This is a genomic window from Streptomyces sp. NPDC002520, from assembly GCF_053595235.1.
The window spans coordinates 1-23,645 of record NZ_JBSFXG010000029.1 but is presented as its reverse complement, the minus strand read 5'-3'; the positions used below and the strand labels follow the sequence as shown (position 1 = coordinate 23,645).

General features: G+C 73.1%; 22 protein-coding genes and 1 pseudogene. 12 read left to right on the top strand and 11 right to left on the bottom strand.

Annotation, left to right across the window (positions count from 1 at the left end; translation table 11 throughout):
• Positions 1–142 precede the first annotated feature (142 nt).
• The 4 genes from ACWD5D_RS31760 to ACWD5D_RS31745 all read left to right on the top strand — a co-directional run bounded on the left by ACWD5D_RS31760 (position 143) and on the right by ACWD5D_RS31745 (position 4,677).
• Positions 143–820, top strand: coding sequence for a FadR/GntR family transcriptional regulator (locus ACWD5D_RS31760; protein WP_451376297.1), 678 nt, complete (start codon positions 143–145; stop codon positions 818–820).
• A gap of 151 nt (positions 821–971) precedes the next feature.
• Positions 972–1,988: an asparaginase gene (locus tag ACWD5D_RS31755; RefSeq protein ID WP_451376296.1), complete on the top strand. Its 1,017-nt coding sequence runs from the start codon at positions 972–974 to the stop codon at positions 1,986–1,988.
• Between the two features lie 166 nt (positions 1,989–2,154).
• Positions 2,155–3,564: an aspartate ammonia-lyase gene (aspA, locus tag ACWD5D_RS31750; RefSeq protein WP_451376223.1), complete on the top strand. Its 1,410-nt coding sequence runs from the start codon at positions 2,155–2,157 to the stop codon at positions 3,562–3,564.
• 186 nt (positions 3,565–3,750) lie between these two features.
• Complete coding sequence (locus ACWD5D_RS31745) at positions 3,751–4,677, top strand: glutaminase (RefSeq protein WP_451376222.1); 927 nt, start codon at positions 3,751–3,753, stop codon at positions 4,675–4,677.
• 18 nt (positions 4,678–4,695) lie between these two features.
• Here the strand turns inward: ACWD5D_RS31745 and ACWD5D_RS31740 are convergent, their stop codons facing one another.
• Both ACWD5D_RS31740 and ACWD5D_RS31735 read right to left on the bottom strand, forming a co-directional pair.
• A complete protein-coding gene (locus ACWD5D_RS31740) occupies positions 4,696–5,106 on the bottom strand; it encodes an alpha/beta fold hydrolase (protein ID WP_451376221.1) in 411 nt (136 codons plus the stop codon).
• 35 nt (positions 5,107–5,141) lie between these two features.
• Positions 5,142–5,459: an alpha/beta fold hydrolase gene (locus tag ACWD5D_RS31735; RefSeq protein WP_451376220.1), complete on the bottom strand. Its 318-nt coding sequence runs from the start codon at positions 5,457–5,459 to the stop codon at positions 5,142–5,144.
• A gap of 159 nt (positions 5,460–5,618) precedes the next feature.
• On the opposite strand from ACWD5D_RS31735, the gene mptB reads away from it, so the two are divergent.
• Together mptB and ACWD5D_RS31725 are read left to right on the top strand one after the other, a co-directional pair.
• Complete coding sequence (gene mptB / locus ACWD5D_RS31730; protein WP_451376295.1) at positions 5,619–7,013, top strand: polyprenol phosphomannose-dependent alpha 1,6 mannosyltransferase MptB; 1,395 nt, start codon at positions 5,619–5,621, stop codon at positions 7,011–7,013.
• On the top strand, positions 7,010–8,425 hold the full coding sequence (locus ACWD5D_RS31725) for a glycosyltransferase 87 family protein (protein ID WP_451376219.1): 1,416 nt from the start codon (positions 7,010–7,012) through the stop codon (positions 8,423–8,425). The genes mptB and ACWD5D_RS31725 overlap by 4 nt, the downstream gene beginning before the upstream one ends.
• A gap of 59 nt (positions 8,426–8,484) precedes the next feature.
• Here the strand turns inward: ACWD5D_RS31725 and ACWD5D_RS31720 are convergent.
• Both ACWD5D_RS31720 and rho read right to left on the bottom strand, forming a co-directional pair.
• Positions 8,485–9,318, bottom strand: a pseudogene (locus ACWD5D_RS31720) (D-alanyl-D-alanine carboxypeptidase family protein); the annotation flags it as partial.
• 128 nt (positions 9,319–9,446) lie between these two features.
• Positions 9,447–10,595, bottom strand: a complete 1,149-nt coding sequence (gene rho, locus ACWD5D_RS31715) for a transcription termination factor Rho (RefSeq protein ID WP_451376218.1) — start codon at positions 10,593–10,595, stop codon at positions 9,447–9,449.
• A gap of 570 nt (positions 10,596–11,165) precedes the next feature.
• Here rho and ACWD5D_RS31710 point away from each other — a divergent pair.
• Positions 11,166–11,948, top strand: coding sequence for a class I SAM-dependent methyltransferase (locus ACWD5D_RS31710; protein WP_451376217.1), 783 nt, complete (start codon positions 11,166–11,168; stop codon positions 11,946–11,948).
• Positions 11,949–12,150: 202 nt separating this feature from the next.
• Here ACWD5D_RS31710 and ACWD5D_RS31705 read toward each other — a convergent pair whose 3' ends face one another.
• The 5 genes from ACWD5D_RS31705 to ACWD5D_RS31685 all read right to left on the bottom strand — a co-directional run bounded on the left by ACWD5D_RS31705 (position 12,151) and on the right by ACWD5D_RS31685 (position 15,679).
• Positions 12,151–12,312: a hypothetical protein gene (locus ACWD5D_RS31705; protein ID WP_451376301.1), complete on the bottom strand. Its 162-nt coding sequence runs from the start codon at positions 12,310–12,312 to the stop codon at positions 12,151–12,153.
• A 91-nt stretch (positions 12,313–12,403) separates the two neighbouring features.
• Entirely contained in the window at positions 12,404–13,372 is a 969-nt protein-coding gene (locus tag ACWD5D_RS31700) for an acetylxylan esterase (protein ID WP_451376216.1), read from the bottom strand.
• Between the two features lie 82 nt (positions 13,373–13,454).
• On the bottom strand, positions 13,455–14,039 hold the full coding sequence (locus tag ACWD5D_RS31695) for an Rv1733c family protein (RefSeq protein ID WP_451376215.1): 585 nt from the start codon (positions 14,037–14,039) through the stop codon (positions 13,455–13,457).
• Positions 14,040–14,277: 238 nt separating this feature from the next.
• On the bottom strand, positions 14,278–15,057 hold the full coding sequence (locus ACWD5D_RS31690; RefSeq protein ID WP_451376294.1) for a ferredoxin reductase: 780 nt from the start codon (positions 15,055–15,057) through the stop codon (positions 14,278–14,280).
• 16 nt (positions 15,058–15,073) lie between these two features.
• Positions 15,074–15,679, bottom strand: a complete 606-nt coding sequence (locus tag ACWD5D_RS31685; RefSeq protein WP_451376214.1) for a sulfite oxidase-like oxidoreductase — start codon at positions 15,677–15,679, stop codon at positions 15,074–15,076.
• Positions 15,680–15,869: 190 nt separating this feature from the next.
• Here ACWD5D_RS31685 and ACWD5D_RS31680 point away from each other — a divergent pair, with 190 nt between their 5' ends.
• Complete coding sequence (locus ACWD5D_RS31680) at positions 15,870–16,763, top strand: GNAT family N-acetyltransferase (protein WP_451376213.1); 894 nt, start codon at positions 15,870–15,872, stop codon at positions 16,761–16,763.
• Between the two features lie 48 nt (positions 16,764–16,811).
• Here ACWD5D_RS31680 and ACWD5D_RS31675 read toward each other — a convergent pair whose 3' ends face one another.
• Entirely contained in the window at positions 16,812–17,252 is a 441-nt protein-coding gene (locus tag ACWD5D_RS31675) for a MarR family winged helix-turn-helix transcriptional regulator (RefSeq protein WP_451376212.1), read from the bottom strand.
• A 97-nt stretch (positions 17,253–17,349) separates the two neighbouring features.
• On the opposite strand from ACWD5D_RS31675, the gene ACWD5D_RS31670 reads away from it, so the two are divergent.
• Both ACWD5D_RS31670 and ACWD5D_RS31665 read left to right on the top strand, forming a co-directional pair.
• Positions 17,350–18,468: a hypothetical protein gene (locus tag ACWD5D_RS31670; protein ID WP_451376211.1), complete on the top strand. Its 1,119-nt coding sequence runs from the start codon at positions 17,350–17,352 to the stop codon at positions 18,466–18,468.
• A gap of 517 nt (positions 18,469–18,985) precedes the next feature.
• A complete protein-coding gene (locus ACWD5D_RS31665) occupies positions 18,986–19,771 on the top strand; it encodes a putative protein N(5)-glutamine methyltransferase (RefSeq protein ID WP_451376210.1) in 786 nt (261 codons plus the stop codon).
• A gap of 11 nt (positions 19,772–19,782) precedes the next feature.
• On the opposite strand, the gene ACWD5D_RS31660 is transcribed toward ACWD5D_RS31665, so the two are convergent.
• On the bottom strand, positions 19,783–21,861 hold the full coding sequence (locus ACWD5D_RS31660) for a SpoIIE family protein phosphatase (protein ID WP_451376209.1): 2,079 nt from the start codon (positions 21,859–21,861) through the stop codon (positions 19,783–19,785).
• Positions 21,862–22,207: 346 nt separating this feature from the next.
• On the opposite strand from ACWD5D_RS31660, the gene ACWD5D_RS31655 reads away from it, so the two are divergent.
• Both ACWD5D_RS31655 and ACWD5D_RS31650 read left to right on the top strand, forming a co-directional pair.
• The gene (locus tag ACWD5D_RS31655) at positions 22,208–23,089 is read left to right on the top strand and encodes a hypothetical protein (protein WP_451376208.1); all 882 of its coding nucleotides are present in this window, start codon (positions 22,208–22,210) and stop codon (positions 23,087–23,089) included.
• 117 nt (positions 23,090–23,206) lie between these two features.
• On the top strand, positions 23,207–23,581 hold the full coding sequence (locus ACWD5D_RS31650) for a hypothetical protein (protein WP_451376207.1): 375 nt from the start codon (positions 23,207–23,209) through the stop codon (positions 23,579–23,581).
• Positions 23,582–23,645: the final 64 nt, after the last annotated feature.

Below are 23,645 nucleotides of genomic sequence, written 5' to 3'. Positions count from 1 at the left end.
GATGCCTGCAGCAAGGGTCCGCACCCCGTACCCGTTCCCGGCCGGCGCGCCTTGACAGTCGCCTTCCGCAACCTGCAGGATCGTTCCTGTGAACCTGTCAGACAGCCAGACAGGTGGCCCGGCACCCCGGCGCGTCAGCGCCATGGAAGCGGTCCTCGGCCACCTCCGCGGCGCCATCGAGCGCGGTGAGTACGCCATCGGCGACAAGCTCCCCTCCGAGGCCGAGCTGTGCCGCACCCTCGAGGTGTCCCGGCCCGTGCTCCGCGAGGCACTGCGCGCGCTGCAGACGATGGGCCTCACGGTCTCCCGTACCGGCAAGGGCACCTTCGTCGTCGCGAGCGCGGTCGAGGACCCCACCTTCGGCGACTACGGGGCCGGCGACCTGCTCGAGGTGCGCCGGCACATCGAGATCCCGGTGGCCGGCTACGCGGCCCTGCGCCGCACCCCGGAGAACCTGGACCATCTGACCCACCTGCTCGACCGCATGGAGCGGGAGACGGACACCACCGCCTGGGTCGCGATGGACACCCTCTTCCACCTCGCCGTCGCCGAGGCCGCCCAGAACCCGGTCTTCCGCCGGGTCATCGAGGAGATCCGCGACGCCCTCGCGCGTCAGTCGGCCTTCCTCAACGAGCTGGGCGGGCGCCGCGAACAGTCCAACCGCGAGCACCGGGCGATCGTCGAGGCGCTGGTCGACGGGTCCGAGCACGACGCCGTCGAGGCCATGAGCCACCACCTGGACCGCGTCTCCACCACCCTCTCCGCCATCGTGCGCCCCGCACGCGCGGACCTCGCCACGCAAGGCGGATCCGAGGCGTGAGCGCACAGCACCTCGAAGCCGTGCTGTGCGCGCGGCTCGTCGCCGCAGCACCGGTCGCGCGCCGGTACGGCGTCCGCGGCCGCAGAGCGAACACGTCCACCAGGGCCGACGCGTGACCCGCGGCGCCCCCGACCTCATGATTCAGGCAGTGATGCACAGCAGTTTCCCGGCGGACGCGCCCGTCGTCCGTGAACCCCTGCACGCCCCCGTCGCCCACCTCGTCCGCGGCGGGGTCGTCGAGGGCATCCACTACGGCTCGGTCGTCGTCCTCGGCGCCGACGGCCAGGTCCAGTTCCAGCTCGGCGACATCGAGGCCGCGTTCTACCCGCGCTCGGCCGTCAAGCCCCTTCAGGCCGTCGCCATGCTGCGGGCCGGGCTGCCCCTCGACGGCGAGCTGCTCTCGCTGGCCGCCGCCAGCCACTCCGGCGAGGAACGCCACCTCGCCGGCACCCGGCGCATCCTCGCACTCGCCGGTCTCGGCGAGGACCGGCTGCGCAACGTGCCCGACATGCCGTACGGCGCCGCGGTGCGCGACGCCTGGATCCGCGAGGGCCGCACCGCCTCCCGGCTCGCGCAGAACTGCTCCGGCAAGCACGCGGCGATGCTGTGGACCGCCGAGCTCAACGGCTGGTCCCTTGCGGACTATCTCGACCCCGCGCACCCGCTCCAGCAGGCGATCCAGGAGACCGTCGAGGATCTCACCGGCCAGCGGGTCGCCCGGGTCACCGTGGACGGCTGCGGCGCACCACTGTTCTCCATCTCCCTGCACGGACTCGCCCGCGCCCTCGCCCGCATCGCCTCGGCCGCGCCCGGCACGCCCGAGGCTCGGGTCGCCGACGCGATGCGCGAGCACGCCGAGATGGCCTCCGGCGCGGGCCGCGACGTGGCCGCGCTGATGGCCGCCGTGCCGGGGCTGCTCGCCAAGGACGGCTTCGAGGGCGTCCAGGTGGCGGCGCTGCCCGACGGGCGGGCCGTCGCCGTGAAGATAGCCGACGGGGCGAACCGTGCCCGGATCCCGGTCGCAGCGGCGGCACTCGCCCGCGCGGGCGTGGATCCCGATCTGCTCACCGAGTTCGCGGGGGAGCCGCTGCTCGGGGGCGGGCAGCCGGTGGGGTGCGTGCGCGCCGTCCGCGCGCTGGACCCGGTTCCGCTCGCCGCCTGCGTCTGATCTGTCTGCGGACCGGAGCGTTCTTCGGGGTGCTCCGGTCGCGTTCACGCTGCGGGCCGCCTGTGGCCGGTCGCGCCCACGCGGCGGCAGCCGCACATCAATGACGTCCCGCGCCCCTCAAGGGGCGCTGTCACCGCCGTATGTCCGAAAGAGGACCCGCACCCCCATGACCGCCACCCGCACCGAGCACGACCTGCTCGGCGACCGTGACGTACCCGCCGACGCCTACTGGGGTGTCCACACCCTGCGCGCGACGGAGAACTTCCCGATCACCGGCACGCCGATCTCCGCCTACCCGCACCTGATCGACGCCCTGGCCGCCGTCAAGGAGGCCGCCGCGCTCGCCAACGAGGAACTCGGTCTGCTGGCGCCCCAGAAGGCGCGGGCGATCGTCGCCGCCTGCCGGGAGATACGTTCCGGCAAGCTGCACGACCAGTTCGTCGTCGACGTCATCCAGGGCGGTGCGGGCACCTCCACCAACATGAACGCCAACGAGGTCGTGGCGAACCGCGCACTGGAGCTGATGGGCCACGCCAAGGGGCAGTACGCGTTCCTGCACCCCAACGAGGACGTGAACCTCGGCCAGTCCACCAACGATGTGTATCCCACCGCCGTCAAGATCGCGACGGTGTTCGCGGTGCGTGGACTCCTCAAGGCCATGGCCGTTCTGCAGGACGCGTTCGGCCGCAAGGCCGTCGAGTTCCGTGAGGTGCTCAAGATGGGCCGCACGCAGCTGCAGGACGCGGTGCCGATGACCCTCGGTCAGGAGTTCTCCGCCTACGGCGTCATGATCGAGGAGGACCGCAGCCGGCTCGCCGAGGCCGTCGAGCTGATCCACGAGATCAACCTGGGCGCCACCGCGATCGGCACCGGCCTGAACGCCCCCGCCGGTTACGCCGAGGCCGCGCGTCGCCACCTGGCCGACATCACCGGACTGCCCCTGGTCACGGCCGCCAACCTGGTCGAGGCCACCCAGGACTGCGGAGCCTTCGTCCAGATGTCGGGCGTCCTCAAGCGGATCGCGGTCAAGCTCTCCAAGAGCTGCAACGACCTGCGCCTGCTGTCCTCCGGCCCGCGCGCGGGCCTCGGCGAGATCAACCTGCCGCCGGTGCAGGCCGGTTCGTCGATCATGCCGGGCAAGGTGAACCCGGTGATCCCCGAGGTCGTCAACCAGGTCGCCTTCGAGGTGATCGGCAACGACGTCGCCATCACCATGGCCGCCGAGGCCGGCCAGCTCCAGCTCAACGCCTTCGAGCCGATCATCCTGCACTCCCTCTCGGAGAGCATCACCCACCTGCGGGCCGCCTGCCTCACGCTCGCCGAGCGCTGCGTGGACGGCATCACCGCGAACACCGAGGCACTGCGCGCCACCGTCGAGAACTCCATCGGCCTGGTCACGGCGCTCAACCCGCACATCGGGTACACGGCCGCCACCGACATCGCCAAGGAGGCCCTCGCCACCGGCCGGGGCGTGGCCGAACTCGTCCTGGAGAAGGGCCTGCTCCCGGCCGAACGGCTCACGGAACTGCTCCGCCCGGAGGTGCTCGCGGGCACCCCGACCGCACCCGCCGTCTGACGGCAGGCAACCCCGCGCGTGACGGCGGGGAAAGCCGCGTGCCGCCCGGCCCCGGTCACCGGACCGGGCGGCACCCGGGCTCCGTCACCCCACCCCCCGGGAGGCGTCGTCGCGACCGCCGCAGCACCGTCGCGGCGGGACCGTGCGACGCCCCCGGGGCGCCCGCGGGACCGGGGGTACGGCATCATGACGATCATGACCTCGCAGTTCCAGCCGGTCCTCGACCGCATCATGGACGAGATCGACCGCACCCCGGGACGCGGCCGGTCCGCCGACTACATCCCCGCCCTCGCCGCCTGCGACCCCCGCAGCTTCGGCATGGCCCTCGCCGAACTGGACGGCACGGTGTACGGGGTGGGCGACTGGCAGCAGCCGTTCTCCACGCAGTCCATCACCAAGGTCTTCACGCTCGCTCTCGACCTGGCCCGCGAGGGCGACGAACTGTGGGAGCACGTGGGGCGCGAGCCCTCCGGCAATCCGTTCAACTCGCTGGTGCAACTGGAGTACGAGAACGGCATCCCGCGCAACCCCTTCATCAACGCGGGCGCGCTCGTCGTCACCGACCGCCTCCAGACCCGTACCGGGGACGCGGCCGGGGAACTGCTCGCGTTCCTGCGTGCCGAGAGCGGCAATCCGACCCTGGACTTCGACCAGGAGGTCGCCGCCTCCGAGACCGCGCACGGCGACCGCAACGCCGCCCTCGCCCATTTCATGGCGTCCTACGGCAATGTCGACAACCCGGTGCCCGCCCTGCTCGACCAGTACTTCCGGCAGTGCTCCGTCGCCGCCTCCTGCGCCGACCTCGCCCTCGCCACCGGCTTCCTCGCCCGGCACGGCATCCGCGCCGACGGCAGCCGGCTGCTCACCCGCAGCCAGGCCAAGCAGGTCAACGCGGTGATGCTGACGTGCGGCACGTACGACGCCGCCGGCGACTTCGCCTACCGCGTCGGACTGCCCGGCAAGAGCGGCGTCGGCGGCGGGATCATCGCGGTCGTGCCCGGCCGGTGCACGCTGTGCGTGTGGAGCCCGGGACTCGACGAGCACGGCAACTCGGTCGCCGGCGTCGCCGCCCTGGACCGGTTCACCACGCTCACCGGACTGTCGGTGTTCTGACGAAGAGGCTCCGGCCCGTCAGCCCAGGAACTCGGCGAGCAGCGGAAGCAGCGGCGGCGTACGCCGCATGAGCGTCATGTGCGTGGTGGCGGGCAGCACCGCGAGCGCGGCGTCCGGGACGAGATCCCGCATCCGGGCGGCGTGCTCGACGCGCACGAAGTCCGTGTCGCCGATGACCAGCAGCGTGGGGGCGCGCAGCCCGCGCAGGTCGTCGGCGCTCCACGGCAGCGGCGCGTGGGCCGCGGCCGAGCACTTGGCGAGCAGTGTCTGGAACTGCTCGGGGTGCGGAGCGACCGCCGCGTACGCCTCCGCCATCTCCTGGAAGTCCGCCTCGCCCGGCATCCGCGGCGAACTGAGGTCCGGCTCCCGGCTCTCCGCGTGGTAGCCCTCCTGGTGGTAGGGCGCGGCGGCGAGGACGAGCCGGCCCACCCGGTCCGGGTGCCGTACGGCCGGCTCCAGCGCGGTCAGCCCGCCGAGGCTGTAGCCGAGGAAGTCGCCTGCCCGATGCCGAGTTCGTCGAGCAGCCCCACCACGTCCGCGGTCGGCGCGGCCAGCGTGATCGGCCGGTCGGTGTCGGCGGTGTGCCCGTGCCCCTGCAGTTCGGGCGCCACGACCAGCCGCCCGGCGGCCGGCGCCGGCAGCACGGCACCGAAGCTCAGGCCGATCGTGGTGACGCCGCCGTGCAGCAGCGCCAAGGGCCGCCGCGCGGAGGGGGCGCCGTGAAGCTCGTAGTACATCTCCAGGCCGCCGAGCTTCGCGTAGGACGAGGAACCGCCGGTCACGCCGATCACATCCGTTCCGACGCCAGTGGTGCGGGGTCGACCCGGGGCGTCCCGAGAAGTCATCGCTCCTCACACGGCGGACATGTACGGGCCGCCCGCAGGAGGATGCGGCGTCGCCTCCCGGCCACCCAGTGTTGACACGCTGAGCCAGTGTTGGCCATCACCTTCCCCGTCGATCTACGCCGCTGCCGGCTGCTCGGCCTGACCGGCACCGCCTGCCTCGCGCTGGGCGGTGAGACGGCCGGTGCCCTGCCCGTGCGCGATCTCATCGAGCCCGCCTCCGCGCAAGCCGCGATCGGACTGGTCGGGGTCTACTTCGGTGTCGTACTGCTCATAGCGGCCTGGGTGCTGCTCGGCCGCGTGGTGCGCGGCCCGGAGCCGCCCACCCCGCGCGCCCTGCTGCTGGTGCTGGCCCTCTGGGCCGCCCCGCTGCTGCTGGCGCCCCCGCTGTTCAGCCGGGACGTCTACAGCTACCTCGCGCAGGGCGCCATGGTCGACGCCCACATGGACGTGTACGCGCACGGGCCCGACATGCTCGGCGGGCCGCTGGCCGACGAGGTCGCCCCGGTGTGGCAGCACACCGCCGCCCCCTACGGCCCCGCCTTCCTGGGCCTGGCCTCCGCACTGGACGCGCTCACCAGGGGCGAACTGCCCGCGGGCCTCCTCGGCATGAGACTGCTCGCCCTGCTCGGCGTGGCCCTCATGGCGATGGCCCTGCCCCGCCTGGCCCGGCACAGCGGCGCCGACCCGGCCGCCGCGCTCTGGCTCGGCGCCCTCAACCCGCTGGTCCTGCTGCACCTGGTGGCCGGCGCGCACAACGACGCGATCATGCTGGGCCTGCTCGGACTGGGCCTGGTCGCCGCGCGCGGCAGGTGGCCCTGGCTCGGAGCCGTCCTGGTCACCCTCGCCGCACTGGTCAAGGCGCCCGCCGTGCTCGGTCTCCTCGCGGTGGTGGCCCTGCAGGCCCGCGCCGGGCGCCCGCCGCTGCGCGCCGCCCTGACCACCGCACTCGCCGCGATCGTCACCACGGTCGCCGCCACCGCCCTGGCCGGCACCGGCTACGGCTGGATCGGTGCCCTGGACACCCCGGTCTCCCCGCACAACTGGGCGCTCACCAGCCTGCTCGGCCGGGCCACCGGGGCCCTGCTCGACCACCTCGGCAGCAGCCTCGCCCCGCTCGCCGTCCCGGCCTGGCACCTGCTCGGCCTCGCCGCGACCGCCGTCCTCGTCCTGCTGATATGGCTCCGGCTGCGCCTGCGACCCGTGTACGCCCTCGGTCTCAGCCTCCTGACGGTCGCCGTGTTCGGCCCGGCGATCCGCCCCTGGTACGTGCTGTGGGGCCTGTTCCTCATCGCGGCCGCCGCGCCGAACACCTCCGTCCGGCACCGGGTGGCCGCCCTGACCGGCGTACTCGCCCTGGCCGTCCTGCCCAGCGGCGGACCGGCGGACGCCGGCCAACTGGTGCTGGCAGTCTCCGGCGGCGTGCTCGGCGTGGTCGTGCTGTGGCAGGCCCATCTGACGGCCACGGCTCCGGCACTGGGGCGTACGGCATGAGCGGAACGCCGGGTCCCCTGCGGACGCCCCTGACGCCGCCGAGCCCCCGCACCGACCGGGGCCGCCTGGTCCTCGTCCTCGCCCTCGCCACCGTGGTGATCGTGTTCACCGCGACCGTGCCGCTGCTGCGCGACTTCTTCGACCTGCGCGTCTACTACGGCACCGTCCACACCTGGATCCACCACGGCGGCCGGATCTACGACTACCGGGTGCCGGGGACCGCGTACGGCTTCACCTACCCGCCGTTCGCCGCGCTCGCCATGCTGCCGCTGGCGGGCCTCGGCCGGCACACCGCAATCGTGGCCTCCTTGCTGGTCAACCTGGCCGCGCTCGCCGTGATCCTGCGGGTCCTGGCCGGGCCCGGGTGGCGGCGGCACGGCTGGTACCGCTGGTCGCTGGCCCTGTGCGGGCTCGCGCTGTTCGAGCCGCTGCGGGACACCTTCAGCTTCGGCCAGGTGAACCTGGTGCTGCTCGCCCTGGTCCTCGTCGACTGCCTGCTGCTCGCGACCGGCCGGGGCCGCTGGGCGGGCGTCGGGATCGGGCTCGCCGCCGCGGTGAAGCTGACTCCCGCCCTGTTCATCGGCCTGCTGCTGCTCGCCCGGCGGTGGCGCGCGGCCGGCACCGCGACCGTTGTCACCCTCGCGGCGACCGGGCTGGCCGCCCTCGCGGACCCGGACGCGTCCCGTTTCTACTGGACCGAGGCGCTGTGGGACACCGGCCGGGTCGGCCGCCTGGACTACGTCTCCAACCAGTCGCTGCAGGGCATCCTGGCCCGGCTCGGTGAACCGGACCGCGCCCTGTGGGCCTCGGCGGTCCTGCTGGTGCTGTCCGTGTGGGCGGTGCGGACGCGCCGCGCGGTCGCGGCCGGCGACTGGACCGCGGCCTTCGCCCTCACCGGAGCGGCCGCCTGCCTGGTCAGCCCGATCACCTGGGTGCACCACCTGGTGTGGCTGCTGCCGTCCTTCGTGGTGCTGGCCCGCGCCGGACGTCCGCGGATCGCGGGCGCGCTGTACGCGGTGCTGTGCACCAGCGTGGTGTGGCTCTGGTTCGCGGACGCCTCGGGCATCGACGGATTCCTCGGCAGCAACACCTACACCTGGGTCACGCTCGGCCTGCTGCTGTTCCTGCCGACCGGTCAGTCGCGCGACGACCGGGCGCTCTTGACCCGCAGCGCGAGCGCCACGGCTCCCGCGCCGAGCACGGCGAGACCCGCGACGGCGGCGGTCTGTGCCCAGTCGGAGTCGTCGTCCGGGGACGTGGCCGCCGCGACCGGTACGGCGGTCTGCCCGCCCTTGGGCGCGGGGCGCAACCCGTCCAGCGAGCCCACCGGATCCACCCGGCCGGCGGCCGAGAAGCCCCAGTCGAGCAGTTCGCGGGCCTCCTCGTACACGGTCAACCCACCGCCGGCCTGAGGGTTCATCACCGTCACCACCAGCGTGCGCCCGCCCCGGCGGGCCGCCGCGACCAGGGTGTTGCCGGCGTTGGTGGTGTAGCCGTTCTTGATGCCGATGAGCCCGGGGTACCGTGCCACGCCGTCCTCACCGGTCAGCAGGCGGTTGGTGTTCTCGATCTCGTACGGCCATCCGTTGCCCGGGAACTCGGCCTGCGCGGTGGAGCAGTACCGGGCGAAGTCGGGGTTGCGCAGCCCCGCCCGGCCGAAGACCGCCAGGTCGTACGCCGAGGACACCTGGCCGGGGGTGTCGTAGCCGTCGGGGGAGACGACATGGGTGTCCAGGGCGCCGATCGAGCGGGCCTTGGTCTGCATCCGGGTGGCCGTGGCGTGCCAGCCGCCGCCCAGCGAGGCGAGCACGTGCACGGCGTCGTTGCCGGAGCTGAGGAAGACCCCGCGCCACAGGTCGGCCACCTGGTAGGTGTGGCCCTCCTCGACGCCCACGAGGCTGCTGCCCTCGCCGACGTCCGCCAGTTCCTGGTACCGGACGGTGTGCTGCAGACCGGCCGGCAGCGTCGGCAGCACGGTGAGGGCGAACAGGGTCTTCAGGGTGCTCGCCGGCGGCAGTTTGCGGTGCGCCTCGTTCGCCGCCAGCACCTCGCCGCTGCCGGCGTCGGAGACCAGCCAGGACAGCGCCGAGACGTCCGGCACCGGCGGCGCCCCGGGCAGCGGCCGGACCTGGACGCCGGGGCCGTAGAGCAGGGACGGCTGCGGGACGGCCGCGTGGGGCCGGGGCGGAGAGGGCTCCGCCGTGCGGTGACCGGTGGCCGCAGCGGCCGGCCCGAGGGCCAGCGCGCCCGCCACGCACAGGGAACAGGCTGATGCGGCCGCCCGACGAGAGAATCCGGTGCTCATATGATCAACGTAGGAAAGGGAGGGTGGTGCGGCGCGCTGTGCACGCCATACGGCCCATCGGAGCAACCCGGATGCCGCACAAGGGCGCCTGAGCACTACTCAGGCCGGGGAGAGGGATCCGGCGCCGGTCAGCTCGCCGGCAGTGTCGGCTGGACGCGGCGCAGGAAGGTGGCGTTGTCGGGGGTCTCCCGCAGCCGTTCCAGCAGGGTCTCCAGGGCGGCCGGGCCGGTCTCCCGGGAGCGCAGGGCGCGGCGCAGCCCTCGAGTGGCCGTCAACTCGGCCGGGGTGAGTAGGAGTTCCTCGCGGCGGGTGCCGGTGGTGTCGATGTCCACGGCCGGGAAGACCCGACGGGCGGCCAGGTCGCGGTCGAGCCGGAGCTCCATGTTGCCGGTGCTCTTCAGCTCCTCGAAGAAATAGCCGTCGGCACGGGAGCCGGTGTCCACCAGGACGGTGGCGAGGATCGTGAGCGAGCCGCCCTCCTCGGCCTGGCGGGCCGCGCCGAAGAACCGCTTGGGGCCCAGCAGCGCGCCCGCGTCGACTCCGCCGCTGAGGGTGCGTCCGCCGGCGGCGGAGGCGTTGTTGTGGGCCCGGCACAGCCGGGTCAGGGAGTCCAGCAGGACGACGACGTCCTCGCCGGCCTCGACCAGCCGCTTGGCCCGCTCGACGACGAGGTCCGCGAGGGCGATGTGCTCCTTGGCCGGCCGGTCGAAGGTGGAGGCGTACACCTCGCCGCGTACCGAACGGCGCATTTCGGTGACCTCCTCCGGGCGCTCGTCCAGCAGGACGACCATCAGCCGGCACTCGGGGTGGTTGCCGGCGACGGCGGCGGCCAGCTGTTGGAGCAGCACGGTCTTGCCGCTCTTCGGCGGGGCCACGATCAGCCCGCGCTGGCCCTTGCCGACCGGTGCGAACAGGTCGGTGAGGCGTCCGGCGGGCCCCGACGCGGGGTGTTCGAGGCGGAGCCGCTCGTGCGGATGCAGCGGGGTCAGATCACGGAAGTTCCGGCGGCCGCGCAGCTTCTCGGGGGCGAGCCCGTTGACGTGCGCGACCTCGGTCAGGGCGCGCTGCGCCCCGCGGACGCCCTCGACGAGGTCGCCCTTGCGCAGGCCGTACCGGCGGATCAGCGCCGGGGAGACCTGCGGGTCGGTGGGGGAGGGCAGGAGGTGCAGGGCCCGCAGCTGCCCCTTCCCGTGCCCGTCGATGTCGAGGACACCGGTGACGAGCCGTTCGGCCGGGGCCTGCGGCGCCGCCGGAGTGTGTTCGAGAGTGGTGGTCATGAGGTGACGTCCTTTCGTGGACGGTCTCGGAAATGAAACGGAGAACGGAAGGGATGGGGGATGCCGCGAGCGGGAGGCGGACAGGCCTGCCTCCGGGCGGCGCGAACAGCACCTCGGGTACGGCGATGAAGCCCTGGTCACGAGGTGGTGCCGAGAAGAAGCCCGGGCCGGACGGAAACCATCGGCACGAGGGCTGGGTGAAGAGAGAGCGGCAACGGCGCCCGAACGACGGGACGCGCACCTGCGCTGATCGCACTATACCGGTGCTCTCGGAACTGTCAACAGGCCTCCGGGCGCGGATATTCCCGGGCTGCTCCCGATACGCCACGCTCGCCGTCCGCGACGGCTGGATGACATACACGATGAGCTGCAGCGCCTTCCTCGGCTCGTACCAGCAGGACAAGAACCCGCCCGCGCTCGACGACGTCACCGACAGGATGAAGACGGACACCAAGGCCACCCTGGACCAGCTGAAGGGCTGACGGACCGGGCGCACCGAGGAGGAGAACCTGCGTCGGCGCGAGCGCGTTCTCGGGCTCCCGGAGCGGCGCTTACCCCTAGGCTGACGGGATGTTCAGCCCCGAAGGCCCCACGCTGCGCGAACTCGCCGTCCAGGCGCTGTCGTCCGTCGAGCACGGCTACGACCTGCTCGCCCCGAAGTTCGACCACACTCCCTTCCGTACGCCCGACGCCGTACTGGAGACCGTGGCGAAGGCGCTGGACCCGCTCGGCCCGTTCGAGGACGGCCTCGACCTGTGCTGTGGCACGGGTGCCGGGCTGGACGTGCTGACCGGGTTGTGCCGCCGTAGCGTCACCGGGGTCGACTTCAGTGCGGGCATGCTCGAGGTCGCCCGGCGCCGGAGTGCGGGCGCGGGCGCGGGCGAGGGGCGGCGGGCTCGGGCCGGTGGCCCGGACGTCGCCTGGGTGCGCGCGGACGCCCGTGCCCTGCCGTTCGCGGCGGCCTTCGACCTGGTGGTCAGCTTCGGTGCGTTCGGGCACTTCCTGCCCGGGGAACTACCCGGGCTGTTCGCCCAGGTGCACACGGCGCTGCGGCCCGGGGGCCGGTTCGCCTTCCCCGTCCTCGCCCCGCCCCGCCCGTCGAGCGCCGCGTTCTGGATGCTGCTCGGCTTCGACGCGGTGATGCGGGTGCGCAACGCCGTGTGGCGGCCGCCGTTCGTCATGTACTACCGGACCTTCCGACTCCGCGACATCATGGGCGAGTTGAGGCGCGCCGGCTTCGGCGTCGAGCTGCAGACCCTGCCCGAGTTCGGGCGGCGCGGTGACGGAAGCCCCCGCGTCCGGCTCGTCGTGGCCCGCCGGGAAACAGGGCTCACCCTGCTGAGGCAACCGTGAACTCGTCCCGGTGACGCACGGGCAGGCCTGGCCCTGCGCATCCGGTAGCAGAACCAGGCACGGCTGTGCGCGGGTGGCGCCGTCGGCCTGTTCGCGGCAGCGGACAGGCTTCGCGACCTCGGCAGGCACCACCGCCGAGAGCGACGTCACCGCCGTACGCGGCGACCGGTTCGGCCGGAAGCCCGCCTGCGTGATCCGGGGGTCACAGAGCCCGGTAAAGGGTGTCCACGAGGGCCTTCTTACGGGGGTCGTCCGCGATGTGCGGGCCCATCGGGTTCATCGTGCAGCCGAGCGAGACGCCCGCGTCGGGATCGGTGAACGGGGAGCCCGGGCCGCGACGCGGGGGCCCGGGTGACCTGAACATATTGACTGGTCCGACTGGGGGGAAGTCCACGGGCAGGGCGGGGCCCGACAGGGGCCGCGTTCGTCGGGCCCGGCCTCCCCGGGCGCGACCGTCAGGCGTACGACCGCAGCCAGCGCAGCTTGCGCTCCTCCTGGAACGGGCCGCCGCCCTCGTGGTCGTTGAAGTCGTACACCTCGATCGCCTTGTCCTCGTGCGCCCAGGCGTTGAACGCCGCGAACACGGTCGACGGCGGGCAGGTCTGGTCCTCCAGGCCCGCCGAGAACAGAGCCGGGGCCCGGCCGCGCCCGGCGAAGTGCACACCGTCGAAGTAGGAGAGCGTGCGCAGCGCGTCGGCCGCGTGCCCGCGGTGCGTCTTGAGGAACAGGGCGATCTCCCGGTACGGGTGACGGTCCGTCAGTGTCGTCGCGCGCGGGAAGTCGCACAGGAACGGAACGTCCGGGGCGACCGCGGTCAGGTCGGGGACGAGACCGCCGACGGCGATCGTGATGCCGCCGCCCTGGCTGGCGCCGATCACGGCGGTCCGCGAGGCGTCGGTGAGCGGGTGCGACCGGGCCGCCTCCACCGCCCGTACGGCGTCCGTGAACACGCGGCGGTAGTAGTAGTTCTCCGGCGCGTCGATGCCCCGGGTCATGAACCCGGGATAGGCGGGCGCGGCGCCCACCGGGTCCGCCGTGCCGCCCCCGCCACCCCACGCGCTGCCCTGCCCACGGGTGTCCATCACGAAGTGCGCCCGGCCCGTCGAGGCCCACAGCAGGTTCTCGTGCGGCAGCCCCCGCCCGCCGCCGTAGCCGATGAACTCCACCACCAGCGGCAGCGGTTCCTCGGCACCGGCCGGCAGCCGCAGCCAGCCCTTCACCGGGTGACCGCCGAACCCGGCGAACGTCACGTCGTACACCCGCACCGTGGTCAGCCCGGTGTCCACCGGTTCGAACCGGGCGTCCAGTTCGTGCTCACGGGCTTCCTTGAGCGTCTTGCTCCAGAAAGCGTCGAAGTCCTCCGGGGCGCTGGACTCCGTGCGGTACGCGCGCAACTCGTCGAGTGGGAGGTCGAACAGGGCCATGGACAACCGCCTTGGTGGAGGGGGAGTACGTGAGATCACCGTATGCGGGCGGGCCGGTGATGAGAATGGGGACCGGGTTCGGTCAGGCCCGGGGCTGCGTCCACCTCGGTCCCGTGCTCGCCCACTCCCGCTCCCACTCGTCCAGCCGGTGGCGCAGCGCGATCCGGCGCTCCAGGGCGTGACCGAGGAGCACCACCCCCGCCGCGCAGCCCGTCGCGCACACGCCGATGGTGACCGTGTGCTGCCACACCGCCACCCTGTTGGGCGGCGGCGCCACGCTGCGTCCCCGGCTGTCGAACCAGACGGTCACCACGTCGTCGGTCCGGGTCCCGGCCGGCACCCGGGCCACGGCGGTGCGGGTACCCTTGCCCGGCTCGGTCCAGCGGACCTGCGCGCGGTACGGGTGGTCACGGTCGCCCCGCACCGTGGGCAGCTGCTCGGCCGCGGTGCCGACCACCGTCGCGCGCACCTGGTGCCGCTCGGCCCGCTGCGTCCGCGCGAGGGTCTCGGCCTGGTCATGTGCGTACAAAGCCGCCGCCACCCCGGCGAGGGGCGCGACCACGAACAGCAGGACGGCGACCACCAGCACCGTCCACGCCTCCACGACGTCCGAGCGGCGCCGCAGCGGATTGCGCCGCCAGCGCCAGCCGGGCACCTGGGTCCGCATGGCCACCTCCTCGCCGTGGGCCGGAGCCGGAGGAGCGGACGGACCGGGTCACCGGCCCGCCGTCACCCGCGCACGAGCGTCCACACCCGTTTCGTACCCCGTACGGCGCACCTCGCCCACCCGGCGTACCGCGAGTTCAGGCATACCCGGAGCGCGGCCCCCTGCATGCGCCCCAGGGCCGCGCCGTCGGCGCGTCGGGCGGCCCCGTGCGCTCGCCGAGGGGTTCGGCTCCGTGTGTTCAGCCGAACCGCTCGATGCGGATCCGGTCCACCGGCTGCCCGGCCGCGACCAGCAGACGGGAGGCGTGCTCGGCGAACCCGTTGGAGCCGCACACATAGGCCTCCCACCCATTGGCAGGCCGCTCGGCCAGGAGTGGCGCCACATGTGCGGCCGCCATACGACCCACCGGCGTCCCTGCCGGGGCGCTGCGCGTGAACACGGCTGTCGTCTCCGCGCCCAGCTCCCGGGCGTAGATCAACTCCTCGGGGCTGCGCGCCGACACCAGCATCCGCAACGGCACGGACAGACCCCGCGCCCGGTGGTGCCGCACCATCGACATCAGCGGTACGACCCCGGAACCGGCCCCGAGCAGCAGCGCGGGCCGGTCGCCGGGCCAGGCGAAGAAGCCGCTCAGCGGGCCGCGCACCTCCACCGTGTCACCGGGCCGGGCCACCGTGTGGAACCAGCCCGAGACCTCGCCGTCCGGCACCCGGTCCAGGGTCAGCTCGATGTGTCCGGAAACGTCCGGCGCGGACGCGATCGAGTAGTGGCGCTGCGCCACATAGCCGTCCTCGGCGGTCAGCCGCAGCATCAGATGCTGTCCGGGCAGATGCCCCGCCCAGTCCGGGACCGCGAACCGGAAGGTGGCCGCATGTGGGGTCTCGTGCCGGATCTCGGTCAGCGTGGCCGTCTGCCAGGCCGTCGCCACCTGCTGGCTCACGGCGATGCGTCCGGGCACCGCGAAGCGCCTCGGGGATGCCGTGGATGCGGCCGCCGTCGCGGCGGAGCCTCTGGTCATCGTCTCGGAAACCGACTCAGTCACCGGAGTACCGCTGCTCCTCCCAGGGATTGCCCCGTTCGTGGTAGCCGTTGCCCTCCCAGAAACCCGGCTCGTCGTGGTCGAGCAGTGTGATGCCCGCGATCCACTTGGCGCTCTTCCAGAAGTACAGATGCGGCACCAGCAGCCGCGCCGGGCCGCCGTGCTCGGGTGCGAGCGGCTCGCCGTCGTGGTCCCAGGCGATCCAGGCCCGGCCGCCGGTGAGGTCCGCGAGCGGCAGGTTCGTGGTGTAGCCGGTGTGCGAGCGGGCGACGGCATGGGTGGCGGACCCATGGGGCCGCACCACGTCGAAGAAGGCGTCCAGCGAGACGCCGCCGAAACGGACCCCGAACTTCGACCAGCCGGTCACACAGTGGATGTCGCCCTCGTACGCGGACGCGGTCAGCGCCCGCGCCTCGTCCCAGCTCCATGTGTACGGCCGCTCCACCAGCCCGTCGATGCGCAGCGACCAGTCGGCGGGCGCGAGGTCGGGCGTGACCTCGGCGGACAGGACGGGCCAGTCGTCGCCGGCGTCGTACTGCCCCGGGGGAAGTCCGGGGTTGTGGGCCTGCCGACGGCCCGTGAAGCCTCGGGTGACGTTCATGGTTCAACCGTACGTTGTCGCCGTGGATGCTCCGCCCCTGGTCAGCCCGCCGGTCCTGGGGCCGCACGAATTCCGGACGGGCCGCACGAATTCCGGACGGGCCGCGGGAATAGTCGGCCGCCGCTCTTCCTTGGCACCTGAGTGCCGGCCCCGGTGCGCCGGCGACAGTACGACGGAAACGAGGAAGTGGATGCCGAAGGCATACACGCGGCAGGACGGGCCGGAGCCCGAGGCGGCGAGCTACGTGGACGAGCGGGCCGACGAGCTCGGCGGCGACGCGCCCGCGGCCGGTCGTCCGGCGGACCTCCCGCGGCAGGCGGGCCGCGCGCAGATCGCCCCGGGGCACGTGGACACCCGTGTCGGCGCCGACGCCCCGCACGTCCTCGACAACCCCGCGCGCGCCTCCCTGACCGGCCTGCACGCGGTCTTCGCCGAGCGGCGGGGTCGTGTGCTGCGCTACCCGGTCGACGTGTCCCCGTGGTCGGCCCTGCCCGACGAACCGGACGCGGACGACTGGGCGGATCTCGCCGCGCTGGCCGGTCCCGGGGCGGAGGTTCCGCTGGCCGGGTACCACGGACAGGTGCCCGAGGGCTGGGGGATCACCTTCCGGGCGGAGGGCGTGCAGCTCGTGGACGACGGCCTGGCGGCCGCTCCGGAGCCCCAGGCGGTCCGCCTCGGCCCCACGGACGTACCGGAGATGCTGGACCTCGTGGCACGCACCCAGCCGGGCCCCTTCCTGCCGCGCACCATCGAACTCGGCACCTACCTCGGGATCCGCCGCGACGGCGCCCTGATCGCGATGGCGGGGGAGCGGCTGCACCCGCCGGGCTGGACGGAGATCAGCGCGGTCTGCACCGCCCCGGCCTTCCGCGGCGAGGGGCTGGCCACCCGGCTGATCCTCGCGGTCGCGCACGGCATCCGGGAACGTGGCGAGACCCCGTTCCTGCACGCCAGCGCGCGGAACACCAATGCCATCCGGCTGTACGAGTCCCTCGGCTTCCGGCTGCGCCGCCGCACGACCTTCCTCGGGGCCCGGGTGCCCGAGCGCCTCACGGACGGCCGGGCCGCCGTACCGGTGCCGTAGGGCCTGGGTGGCCGAAGCCGGAGGGGTCCGCCGGGCAGGCCCGTTCCCTCAGCCGGACCCCGCTTCCGGCTGACCGGCGTTGTACCGCTCCAGGTAGGCCGCGAAGCGGACCAGGTCCTCCTCGGGCCAGTCCGCGAGCCGCTCGCGGAAGGCGTCCCGGCGGCTTCGGGTGACCTGCGCCAGGATCTCCTCGCCCGCCTCGGTCAGGTGCAGCACCTGGACGCGGTGGTCCTCTGGGTCCAGCCGCCGCTCGATCAGCCCGCTCCGCTCCAGCGCGGCGACCTGCCGGCTGACCGTCGACTTGTCCAGGGCGTAGTGCGCGGCCAGGTCGGTCGCCCGGCAGCCGCCGCGCTCCTCCAGGTGCCCGAGGAGGGTGTACGACACCAGCGACAACTCGGGGTGCATCCGCCCCGCCGTGGCACGCGCCCGGCGGGCGAAGATCGTCATCTCGCGCTGGATCGTCTCCACGGCCGTCTGTGCCGCCGTCATCGGAACACCTCCACGGAATTTCGCCACCGCCGCTCTGGTTGTATAGTACAACTTGAATTGAGAGTTGTATAAGACAACCATCGGAGGTTGCGAAGCGATGAGGTCACCGGCACTGCGCCATGTACTGACGCACCTGATCACCCCGCTCCTGATGTGTCTGGGCATGGGGCTCGCGTACATGGGGGCCTTCGTGACCCCGGAGCCGCACCACCTGCCCGTCGCCGTCGTCGGCGCGGGACCCGAGGCCAAGGTGTTCGCCCAGACCGTCAAGGACGCCGCCGGGGACAAGCTCGACGTGCGCACGGTCGCCACCCGCGCCGACGCCGTCGACCTGCTCAAGTCCCGGGACGTCACCGGCGCCTACGTGCCGAGCGCCAAGGCGCCCGAACTGATCGTGGCGAGCGCCGCGTCCGACATGGGCGCGACCGCCGTCGAGAAGGTCTTCACGCCGGTCGCCGCCGAGCAGGGCGTCCCGCTGAAGGTCACCGACGTCGCCGAGCCGGTCTCCGACGACCCCACCGGACAGGGGCTGTTCTTCCTGCTGATCGCGGTCAGCATCGGCTCGTACGCCTCCGTCGCCGCGCTCGGCGCCGCGGGTGCCGCGCTCCCGATGCGGATCCGGGCGCTGCTCGCCGTCGGCGTCTCCGCCGTGGTCGGCGCCATCGGCACGCTGCTCGCCGGGCCCGTGTTCCACCTCGCGCACCACGACCTCGCGGGTGTGTGGGGCATGGCCTGGCTCTACTCCGCAGGCATCCTCTTCATCGGCGTCGGTCTGCACACCTTCCTCAAGCGCTGGACCACGCTGACCATGATGGTGCTGTTCGTGATGCTCAACTTCACCACCTCCGGCGGCCTGTTCCGCCCCGAGCTGCAGAACGGCTTCTTCGGTGCCCTGCACGCCTTCTGGAACGGCGCCGGCTTCGTCGAGGGCGTCCGCAGCCTGCTGTACTTCGGCAGCGACGGCCTCTCGCGCAACGTCTGGACGCTCGCGATCTGGCTGGTCCTCGGCCTCGCCGTCACGGCGCTCGCCGGCGCTTTTGAGCGGGCCGGGAAGCACACGCCCAAGCACGCCGCCGCCGCACCCCGGCCGGCCGAGGCCGCCGCTGCCCAGTCGGCGTCCGACGCGGAGCGGGCCGCGGAGCGGGAGGAGCTGAGGAGCCGGGAGCAGGCGGAGCGCGAGGTCGAGGAAGAGGTCGAGGAGACGGTGGGGGTCTGACGGACCGTCGTACGGGGGCCTACCCGATGACCACCACCCGGGCCCAGGCCGGCGGCGGCACAGGCCCCCGCCCAGTCCCCGGCACGGCGCCGGACGGTCGCGGTCTCGATCATGGACGGCGGCACGGCGAACTCTCGCACGCGCAGCCACAAGGAAAGCCGGGAGTCCCCGTACGCGGTCTGAGTGAGCATCAGCACTCACCTTGCGCGGACGGGACCCCCAATCTGCGAACACAGTGGGTGGTCATCGCGGCGACGGTAGCGGGCCCCTGCCGCGGTGCGCCAGGGAGTTTCGAACTCGGCTCCGGCGACGGCGGATCCGGGGTACTGGGGTATGGTGGCGATCTGGCTGCGGACGGTTCGCGGCCGCGAACCGTCGAGGAGGTGAGACCCATTACCGCTGTGTCAGCTCGGGTGCTCTCTCCTCGTCGCCGTCACGTGTGACGGCTCGGCCCACCGCCACCGGTGACCGCGAGAGCGCCCTTCGGCTCCAGGTCTCCGAAAGGCTCTCGGCTCCCATGGCCTCCTTGCCCGCTCTTTCCCCCACCGCCGTCGTCTCCGCACTGCGCGCCGCCGGGTGCGTCTTCGCCGAGGACGAGGCGGAGTTGATCCTCGCCACCGCCCGCACCCCTCGCGAACTGGCCGCGATGGTCGACCGGCGTACCGCCGGACTTCCGCTCGAACACGTCCTCGGCTGGGCCGAGTTCCACGGTCTGCGCGTCACCGTGGAACCGGGTGTCTTCGTGCCCCGCCGCCGTACCGAGTTCCTGGTCGGCCGGGCGCTGGCCCAGGCGCCGGACGCGCGGGTCGTCGTCGACCTGTGCTGCGGTTCCGGCGCGCTCGGCGCGGCCCTCGCGGCGCGGCTCGGCACCGTCGAGGTGCACGCCGCCGACATCGACCCGGCCGCCGTACGCTGCGCCCGCCGCAACCTCGCCCCGTTCGGCGGTCTGGCCCACACCGGCGACCTCTACGACGCCCTGCCCCTCGGCCTGCGGGGCCGCGTCGGCATCCTGACGGCCAACGTGCCCTACGTGCCGACCGCCGAGGTGGCCCTGCTCCCGGCGGAGGCCCGCGACCACGAACCGTTCGTCGCCCTCGACGGCGGCGCGGACGGCCTCGACGTGCTGCGCCGGGTGGCCGCCGGGGCCCCCGAGTGGCTCGCACCCGGCGGCTGCCTCCTGTCCGAGACGGGCGAGCACCAGGTCCCGGCCGCCGTGGCGGCTTTCGAGCGCGCCGGCCTGACGACGCGGGTCGCCGTGTCGCCGCAGTGGCAGGCCCACGTGGTGATCGGCGTACACGGGTAGCAGGCGAGCGGCTACGGCAGCTCCTGCGCCCGCGCGATGAGCAGCGCCACGTCGTCGTGGTTGTCGGGGTGGTGCAGCGTGCGCAGGAGCAGGTCGCAGACCTCCTCCAGGGGGCGTGCCGGGTCGTCGAGCAGGGCCAGCAGGGCGTCCAGGCGCTCGTCCAGCGAGTGATGGCGCGTCTCGACCAGGCCGTCCGTGTAGAAGACGAGCTCGTCGCCGGGCTCGAAGTCGACGGTGACGGTGGTGAACTCGACCCCGCCCACCCCCAGGGGCACCCCGGTCGGCAGGTCCAGCAGCTCCGGCGGCCGGCCGGGCCGCACCCGGGCCGGGGGCAGGTGCCCGGCGTTGGCGATCCGGCACTGGCGCAGATGCGGGTCATGGACGGCGTACACGCAGGTGGCGATGGAGTGGTCCAGGGCCGACGTGGTCTTGTCCAGGTGCTCCAGCAGCAGCGCCGGATCGAGGTTCAGCGCGGCCAGCGTGGTGGTGGCGGTGCGCAGCCGGCCCATCGTGGCGGCCGCGCTGATGCCGCTGCCCATCACGTCGCCGACCACCAGCGCCGTCCTGCTGCCCTCCAGCGGGATGACGTCGAACCAGTCGCCTCCGACCTCACTGGTGGCACCGGCGGGCTGGTACCGGTAGGCCACCTCGAGGCCCGTCGTCACCGGCGGCTGACCGGGCAGCAGGCTGCGCTGGAGGGTGAGCGCGGTGTTGCGGGCGTTCTGGTACCAGCGGGCGTTGTCGATCTGCACGGACGCACGGGCCGCCAGTTCCTTGGCCAGCAGGACGTCGTCCTCGTCGAAGGGCGCCGGATTGCGTGTGCGCTTGAGGTCCAGGGCGCCGAGCACCTCGCCGCGGGCGATCAGCGGAACGGCCAGATAGGAGTGCAGGCCGGCCCGGCCCAGCAGCGTGGCCGCGTCGGGGCAGCGGGCGATCCGCGGCAGATCCTCGTCCTTCACCCGGGGAACCAGCACCGCCTCGCCCGTGCGGATGCACTCGGTGACCAGGCGGTCGGGTGCGTACCGGGCGATCTGGCCGGGCGGATCGGCGGCCCGCAGGGCGTCCGAGTCGCTCTCGCCGCGCAGCCCCAGGGCCCGCATCACCGCGGGCTCCGTGGGGCCGAGGGTGCTCGGCCGGCCCTCCACGACCGCGTCCAGCAGATCCACGGCGACCACGTCGGCGAGCTCCGGTACGGCGACCTCGGCCAGCTCGGACGCGGTGCGCTCCAGCTCCAGCGTCGTACCGATGCGGGCGGAGGCGTCGGCGATGACCGCGAGCCGCCGCCGCGCGGCCTCCGCCTCCAGGGAGGCCCGGTGCTGCTCGGTGATGTCGACCAGGGACAGCGCCACGCCGAGGATGTTCTCCATCGCGTCGTCGAGGCGGTACAGCGACAGCGACCAGGTGTGGTCCTCGTCCGGATCGGCGGGCGTACGGCCCACCACGGCCTCGTCGATCAGCGGGGCGCCGGTGTCCAGGACCCGGCGGGCCGCGCATTCCAGGGTGTCGGGGTCCAGCAGCGGCAGCACCTCGCGCAGCGTCCGCCCCACGTGCTGCTCGGCCGTGACTCCGTTGATCTCCTCCAGGGCGGGGTTCACGGACACGAAACGCAGCCTGGGATCGAGGACGGAGAGCCCGATCGGCGACTGCTTGACCATCCGCTCGGACAGCGCCACGTCCTGCTCGAGGCGGCGGACCGTCGACTGGTCGGCGGCCAGGCCCAGCGCGTACACGTCGCCCCGGTCGTCCAGCAGCCGCATGTTGCGGAACTCCACCAGCCGGGTGCTGCCGTCCTTGTGGCGCACGGGGAAGCCGCCGGCCCAGCTCTGGCCGGTGCGCATGACGTCGGCGAACAGTTGTCCGACCAGGTCGAGGTGGCGCTCGTGCACCATCAGCCGGGCCGCGTACTCGCCGAGCGCCTCCTGCGCGGTGTAGCCGAACAGCTCCTCCGCCTGGGGGCTCCACAGGACGATCCGGCCGTCGGCGTCCAGGACCACCGACGCCACGCCCAGGACGTCGAGCAGCCCGCCGGGCCGTACGGGCCCGCGCGTGGGCTCGCTGCTCTCCGTCGCCGGAGCCTCGGCTGCACTCATGCCACAAACCGCCTTCGCCCGGCGGCACGGCACGCCGCCTCCTGTGCCGACTCCCCTCGTTCCGCCGCGCTCACACCCGTCTCTCCGTCGCCGTAGCCGTCCACCTCCACCCTCTCTCAACACGACGGCGAGTGTCTGCCGAAGTCATGACGTGAACGGCACCGGTGGCGCACCGTCGTCCCGGGGTCGCGCGGTGCCGTCAGGCCGGGCGGCCCGGGCCGGGGCCGGTGCGGGGCGCCCGTGAGAGTTCACTCCCATGTTGCACGCTTGGTCTGTACATGACCAATCGACACGGCCAGACTGTCCGCCGACCGAGTGTCTCCACCCCCCATTTCGAGGAGTCGGCATGCCCGCGCCCGCCCGCCAACGTTGTCACGCAGTCCTCGCCGGACTCGTCACCCTGGCCACCGCCGCCGTCGTGTCCCTCGGTGCGTCCGCCCCGGCCTTTGCCGCGGACACCTGGACCGAGACCGGCTCCGACCGCGCCGACCCGCTGGCCGAGAGCCAGGGCCTGGCCTCGGTGGAGGTTCCGGCGAACAGCCCCAACCACTACACCGGCATCGGCACCATCCCGATGGGCGTCTCCGTCCGGGGCTGGAACCACGTCGGCGACCCGGACGCCTCGTACGACGGCTACTACATCGAGCCCTACCAGCGGGACTCCGGAGACTCGAAGATGTTCCGCGTCCAGGCGCCGGGCGGTACCTGGTCGGAGTACGTGCACACGCTGAGCGCCGGCGAGGCCCTCAACAACTCCTGGGACGCGATCTCGCCCGACGGCCAGTGGATGCTCGCCGGCGAGTGGGGCACCATGAACCGCCTGCTCGTCTTCCCGACCCCGGGCCTCAACCCCGCCACCTCGCCCTCGGCGAACCTCCCGCAGGCCTCCACGGTCAACCTCGACCACCCCGTGCGCGACATCCAGGGCTGCGACTTCTCCGGCCCCACCACGCTCCTGTGCTCCTCCGACGACCCGGACGGCTCCCTGTTCGGGATGACCAAGCCGCTGCTTCAGATCGACCTGTCGGCGGCCCCGAACGGCACGGCGGACGTCACCGGCCATGTGACGGCCCTGCGCCGGCTGCCGCTGCGCAGTTCGTGCTCGGGCGGCTTCGAGGCGGAGGGCATCGACTACGACCGCCGGACCGGCATCCTGCGCGTGATCGTCATGTCGCCGGGGTTCTGCGTGCTCACGGACAGCAAGACGTACAAGTTCACCCGGGGGTGACGGCAGCGCTCCTGCGCGGTTGAGGTGTGTCCGCCCGTCCGTGGTGGTTTGCTGGGGTTGGACGCGGTTCGGCGGAGTGCCCCGTTCCACCGCGGCGCGGCCACGGAAGGAGCGATCATGAAGAAGTCCGAGCGGTCGCACCCGGAGAACGTCTCGGTGGAGATCAGCGGATGCTCCAAGGAGGACGCCCGTGTCGTCTTCGACGTGCTGAGCGCGTGCTTCGCGTCGGACCGCGGCAAGGACGAGGTCCCGCAGCAGCTCCACGAGACCCGTCCGATGGTGTGGCTGGGTACGTACGACGTCGCGGAGGCCCGCAGGGAGCACTGCCCGCCGGTCCACCTCGACTCGGCCGTCCTCGCCGACATCCAGGGCGGCTACTGGGCCGTCGACCGGTTCCGGCACACCCTGGACGCGATGTTCACCGTCCACGAGACCTGCACGGCCTCCGGCGACCAGGAGCGCGACCTGCATCTGCTCCTGGAGAGCCGCTGACCTGCGGAACCCGCACACGGCAGCGCCCCGGCCGGTCCGCCCCGGCCGGGGCGCTGCCGGGTGC